The organism is Alkalicoccus chagannorensis DSM 18086, assembly GCF_000429725.1.
In the GTDB taxonomy this organism is placed as follows: Bacteria; Bacillota; Bacilli; order Bacillales; family Salisediminibacteriaceae; genus Alkalicoccus; species Alkalicoccus chagannorensis.
The window spans coordinates 96,785-102,784 of the sequence record NZ_AUCK01000013.1 but is presented as its reverse complement, the minus strand read 5'-3'; the positions used below and the strand labels follow the sequence as shown (position 1 = coordinate 102,784).

The following is a 6,000-nucleotide window of genomic DNA, read 5'->3' as shown; positions in this document are numbered from 1 at the left end:
AGGCGAACAGGCTGAATATCCATGCGTACCTGCGCTACCTGTTGGAAACCCTGCCGAACCTGCCCTCCCTGGAGCCCGATGTTCTAAAGGAGTACCTGCCGTGGGCGCCGGCCATGCAGGAAGCCTTTGTCTTCAAGCTGGAATAAGCGTCACCAGCGGCCGATGGGCCGTATGCCGTTCTTGAAAAAGAGAAAGGTATACGGCTTTTTGGCGTGCCCGAGCAGAAGGCGACGACTCCGACAGGATCAGCGCCGTCTGAAAATCCCTTCTTCCCCGGGAGAGGGGAAGAAGTAGTTGAAGACAAGCCCTGCGGAAAGCGTTCGCCTGGAGCGGCAGGCACGCCAGTGCCTGCTTTCCGTACGTATTCTTTGACGCTTACGTGGCGTGCATACCTCGACGTACCTCTCGCCTCGTGTGGCGGGGAGGGAGTCTTTTGGCGGGCTTTTTCTCCGGGGCGTCGTGCTTTTGTCTCGGGGCGTCGAGGTTTGAATGGCCGCGCGACGAGCTCTGCCTGTCGAGTCGACAAGGTTTTCGTCGTGGGATTGGAAAGCATACCACCTCATTGGAAGACGACGGCAGCCTTCGGATACCGAGAGAGGAACAAGTAAAATCCTTCGTATGCCCGTCGTTTTTAAAACAACACGGACATACGGCTTTTTGGAGTGTCCTGGCAGAAAGCGTCGGCTCAGGATCAGCGCCCTGTAGGATTCTTTGACGCTTATGAAACAGGAATAGGGTCTGCTCTCCTGACGGTAACCATGAGCCCCGCTGCTTCTATCTGCATACAAAACGCTTCCGAGATCCATGTGGGATCATCGGAAGCGTTTTGTATCGTATAAAATGTTGGACCGGGTAGACGGCGCTGCGCGCTGTTTTTCCTTCGTTAAAACGTTACGGTCCCGGCTTCATTCTGTCTTTTCGTTTTTAGATCGTGTCCCCCGTCGGAGCGGGGAGTCTCAGGACCCTTTCTGTGCGCGTTTGGAGGAGCTGGTTCGGTCCTCCTTGATCAGATCCGCTGTCAGCTGTCCGGAGAGGGTTACCATTGGCACGCCGCCTCCCGGATGGGTGGAGCCGCCACTGAAGTACAGGTTCTCAAACAGCTGGCTCTTGGCTGGAATCTTGAATCCGCCGTTCGTCTGCTTGTCAGCAGCAATGCCGTAGATAGAGCCGCCGTTGGCTCCGTACAACTCTTCCAGCGTGTCCGGATTGAATTCATATTCGTATTCAATCGAATCGCGGAGCCCTTCCAGTCCCATTCGTTCGAGCTTGTCGAGTACCACGTCACGGTAGGCATCCCAGTCGGCTTTCTTCTTCATCGCCGTCTTCGGCGGGACGTGGGTGAGAACGAAGAGGTTTTCCTTCCCTTCCGGAGCTTGACCAGCATCGGTTTTAGAAGATACTCCAATATAAATCGTCGGATCATCCGCGGGCACCCCTTTTTCAAAAATCTGTTTAAATTCTTTTTCCGGATCTTCGGAGAAGAAGAAGTTGTGATGTTCCATCTGCGGGAAGGTCCGGTCGGTTCCGAGCAGAAGCACGAGTCCCGACACCGTAGGCTGATACGTCTTGGAGAGGGACTTCGTTTCTTTTTTCACCTTGGACGTCTGCGGCAGCAGCGTCTCATGGCATGGGATGGCTTCCAGGTTGGAGACAACGACATCGGCCTGAATGTGCTCACCGGAAGCTGTTACAACGCCGGCTGCCTTCCCGTCTTCGATGTGGATATGCGATACCGGTGTTTCCGTACGGACATCCACCCGCAGCTCGTCGAGTACCTGCTTCATGCCGAGGGCGATGTTGTACATGCCGCCTTTGACGTAGTGAATACCGAGGCCGAGCTGCACGTAGACGAGCTGGTTGAGAATGGCAGGAGCCTGGTACGGGTTGGAGCCGACATACATCACGAAAAAGTTGAACAGCTGCTCGAGGTATTTGTTGTCGAAATGTTTCTTCGTACTGTCGGCGACGGTATGGAACGGATCCATCGACATCAGTTCCTTCAGGGTATGCTGCTGTCGGAGGTCTTTCAGTCCGGCAATGCTTGTGCTGTAAAAGCTTTTCCTGCAAAGTTCATACATGTCCTGCGAATAGGACAGAAACTTCATGAACGAATGCCCGGGATCCGGCTTTACCTTCTTCATCTCCTCGAGCATATCTGGAAAGTCGGACAGCACATTCAACGTCGTTCCGTCTTCAAAGAACGTTTTCCACTGCGGTTCGATCCGGACAATGTCCATATAGTCGTCAATGTTACGGTGTACGCTGTCAAACAGCTGTTCGAGCACCCACGGCATCGTGAGAATGGAAGGGCCGGTATCAAACGTGAACCCTTTTCCGCCGCGCTGGTTCAGCTTTCCGCCGATGCGCTCATTTTTCTCAAGCACCGTGACGTCGAATCCATCTCCAGCAAGTCTCATTGCTGCGGAAAGACCCCCAAGTCCGCCACCGATAACTACTGCCTTTTCTTTTACTGCCATATTCAGCCACCTCCAAGATTAGTGAACCCTTTTCAGTAAAGAAAAGGAATGAGTCTGTAACGCTTTTTCATCCAGGTCTGATAATCCTCGCCAAATGCCTGCGTCAGCATGCGCTCTTCCAATTCGATCCGCCGGAGAAGTGCCGGTAGTACGCCGAAGACGGCGGCCGCCAGTCCGAGCAGACTCGTCATATAAAGAGCAAAGCCGAATGTGATCAACAGGAGGCCCGTATAGAGCGGATGCCGGAGCAGCCGGAACGGACCGCTGCTGACAATCGTATCGCTGCTGCTGACGTTCACGTCTCTCGTGAACTGCCGGCCGAGTGCGGCGCTGCCTGCGTACCGAAGGGCAATCCCTGCTGCATAGACAGCCAGGCCACTGTAAAGAATACCTGCCAGAGGCATGGTGAAAAGCGCCATCTCTCTGGAGAGGACGGACACGATCACGACGGCCAGAACAGCGGCCATAATCCATGGGAAGCTGCCCGTGTCTTCTTCGCTCTTGTCTCCTTTTCTACTCCGGAAGAGAAGGAACTCTCCAATCCAGGCTGCAGAAAGAAAGATAAAAATCCAGTCATGCATCTGCATACGCATCCATCCCGTTTCTTCATCATTATGTAATCCTATAGTCTATTCCCTCCTTATACAAAACTTAACCATGAGAAACGCAATTCAGGCCTTTGGTTGATGGAAGTGGGGTTGCAAGTTAGAGGCGGATCCTGTAGAATAAAAATATACCCGTTGGGGTATAAAAGAAAGCCGATCTGCATGCCCTTCCCGCATAATCGACATTGTCCGAAACGGGGAAATGAAGAAGCAAAAAACGCCGTTGTAACGGCTGTCACCGCGTGTTATACTTCATAAAGACAATGGACGAACGGAGGGCGCTGTTACATGAGAGAAAGTCAGGCGCAGATCATCCCGTTTCAGCGGGATGGAAGTTATTTTTATCAAAAAGGGATCGAAGCTTACCAGGCAAAGAACCTGGTCAAATCAAAACAACTGATCGAGAAAGCCATCAGCATGGAACCGGAAGAAGGGGTTTTTCACTGTCAGCTGGCGATTGTTCTGTCCGAGATGGGTGAATTCACCGAATCGAACCGATGTCTTTCCCATCTGATTCAATGCATCGACACGGATATGCACGAAGTTCATTTTTTCAAGGGCAACAACTACATCCAGATGGGAGAGGCAGAGAGTGCGGAGAAAGCCCTCCATCTGTATTTGAGCAGATCAGAGAATCCTGAATTCAAAGAAGATGCAGAGGAACTGCTTCACATGCTGGAAGAGGAGCAGGCCGTGACAGAAGAAGAAGACGATCCGTTCACCGCACGCTCTGCGATCATGCTGCACGCAGGGAATTTCGAGACCGCGGTCAGCTACGCGGAAGAATTCATCGAACGCAGTGTGAGAAGACACGGCCGACGCCCGCGCGAAGGCGTTCTTCGACTGGCAGAAGCCAAGTGGTACCTTGATGAACGGGACGAAGCCCGCACGCTGGTAAATGAGATCCTGGACGAGGATGAACTCGATCCAGCGGCGAGAGCTCTTTATACAACAATGATGTACGAAGAGGGACAGGAAGGGGCAGCAGCGATGGCAGAAGGCCTTCGCTCTCTGTACCCGATGCGTCCGTGGGACCGCTATGCGATAGCGAAAGCCCTCTACTTCACAGAACAGTACGAGGAAGCCTACTTCCGTCTGAAGAAGGCGATCCCGGGAAGAATGAACATATACATGCATCAGCTCGGCGCAGCAGCCTGGCTGAGCGGGCGGCATGGACAAGCGGCCCGCTGCTGGGATTTCAGCTCGCCGTTTTTCCCGAAAGAAGAATATAACGCCATCCCCAGCCTGGCTGATGAGGAACAAAAGCCATACGAACTCTGGCGCGCATACGAGTGAGCAGATAAGTGGACAGTTATATACAGACCCTTTACGATAGAGCCATGGATAAAAAACGAAGGAGCGTGAACGATCATGGCAGAAGAAACAATTCATGATGTAGTTATTATTGGAGCAGGACCGGCAGGCATGACCGCTGCCGTGTATACCTCCCGTGCCAACCTGGATACAGTGATGCTTGAGCGCGGAATGCCTGGTGGTCAAATGGCCAATACCGAAGAAGTAGAAAACTACCCGGGGTATGAGCACATCCTCGGCCCGGATCTCTCCAACAAAATGTTTGAACATGCCACCAAGTTCGGTGCGAAGTATAAATATGGTGATGTGAAAGAAATCCGCGACGGACACGCATACAAAACGATTATTACCGGCAGCGGTGAAATAAAAACCCGTTCTGTAATCGTGACTACCGGTGCAGAGTATAAAAAAATCGGGGTACCCGGTGAAGAAGAGCTCGGCGGGAAAGGCGTATCCTACTGTGCTGTCTGTGATGGAGCGTTCTTTAAAGAGAAGGAGCTTGTCGTGGTCGGCGGAGGTGACTCCGCAGTAGAAGAAGCGATTTATCTGACCCGTTTCGCCAAGAAAGTAACGATTGTTCACCGACGCGATGAGCTTCGTGCCCAGAAAATCATTCAGGACCGTGCCTTCAACAACGACAAGATCGAATTTATCTGGAGTCACGTCGTGAAAGAAATCAATGAAGAAAACGGCAAGGTCGGCAGTGTCACGCTGGTCAATAAAGAAGATGGCAGCGAGCGTGAATTCAAAACAGACGGTGTCTTCATCTACATCGGCATGCTTCCGCTGAACAACCCGGTACAGAATCTCGGTATCATGAACGATGAAGGGTATGTCGTGACGAACGAGGACATGGAAACGAATCTTCCCGGCATTTATGCCGCAGGAGACATCCGCGATAAGATGCTCCGTCAGATTGTGACAGCCACAGGTGACGGCAGTATCGCAGCACAGGCCGTCCAGCACTATGTAGAAAGCCTTATGGAAGAGCTGGCTGAGACGCCGGAGTCTGTCTGATTTAACGGATGCTTAATGCACGTGTAATCACGGTGCAACAAAGATCCGTTATAATGAACCTGTAATTGACCCCCTTTTATGTTATGAATTCCGGCACGGGCATAAGCTGCCCGTGCTCTTTTTTTGTTTATAAGAAATCATAAGACGCCCTTGAAGGATACCGGCGGCACAGGCACAGCGTCTGAACATCCCTTCTTACCGTGGAAGAGGATAGACGAAGAAGAGCAGGCCGGCGCGGCAGGGAAAGCGTCGTGTTTCCGTGCGTATTCTTGGACGCTTCCGCTGCCTGAAGGGCATGGCAGCGGCGAAAAGCGTGTCGCTTTACGGAAAAAAGGTGACGCCCGCCTGCCTGAAGCGGGCGGGCACCAAACCCAGGCGGGACGCCCGGAAGAAAAAAGTAGCCACCTTCTTCATATTGGGCCGCTGAACGCAGAGAACACGCCGTCCCGCGCCCGTTTTGGGACGGTCCGCTCCGCAGTTTGAGCCACGCCTGCCAACACGTAGTGGGTATCTGACCGCCCGTATGCCGCTCTTGAAAAAGGAGGTAGGTATACAGCGTTTTGGTGTGCCCGAACAGAAGGAGACGA

4 protein-coding genes are annotated in these 6,000 nt (G+C 52.7%); 2 read left to right on the top strand and 2 right to left on the bottom strand.

What is annotated here, in order from left to right; translation table 11 throughout:
• Positions 1–956: 956 nt before the first annotated feature.
• Complete coding sequence (locus G477_RS19160) at positions 957–2,477, bottom strand: phytoene desaturase family protein (protein ID WP_035211642.1); 1,521 nt, start codon at positions 2,475–2,477, stop codon at positions 957–959.
• 32 nt (positions 2,478–2,509) lie between these two features.
• Positions 2,510–3,058, bottom strand: a complete 549-nt coding sequence (locus tag G477_RS0108905) for a methyltransferase family protein (protein WP_170203864.1) — start codon at positions 3,056–3,058, stop codon at positions 2,510–2,512.
• Positions 3,059–3,370: 312 nt separating this feature from the next.
• Here G477_RS0108905 and G477_RS0108900 point away from each other — a divergent pair, with 312 nt between their 5' ends.
• Complete coding sequence (locus G477_RS0108900; RefSeq protein WP_026697661.1) at positions 3,371–4,378, top strand: tetratricopeptide repeat protein; 1,008 nt, start codon at positions 3,371–3,373, stop codon at positions 4,376–4,378.
• 75 nt (positions 4,379–4,453) lie between these two features.
• A complete protein-coding gene (gene trxB / locus G477_RS0108895) occupies positions 4,454–5,413 on the top strand; it encodes a thioredoxin-disulfide reductase (RefSeq protein ID WP_026697660.1) in 960 nt (319 codons plus the stop codon).
• The last annotated feature ends 587 nt before the right edge of the window (positions 5,414–6,000 follow it).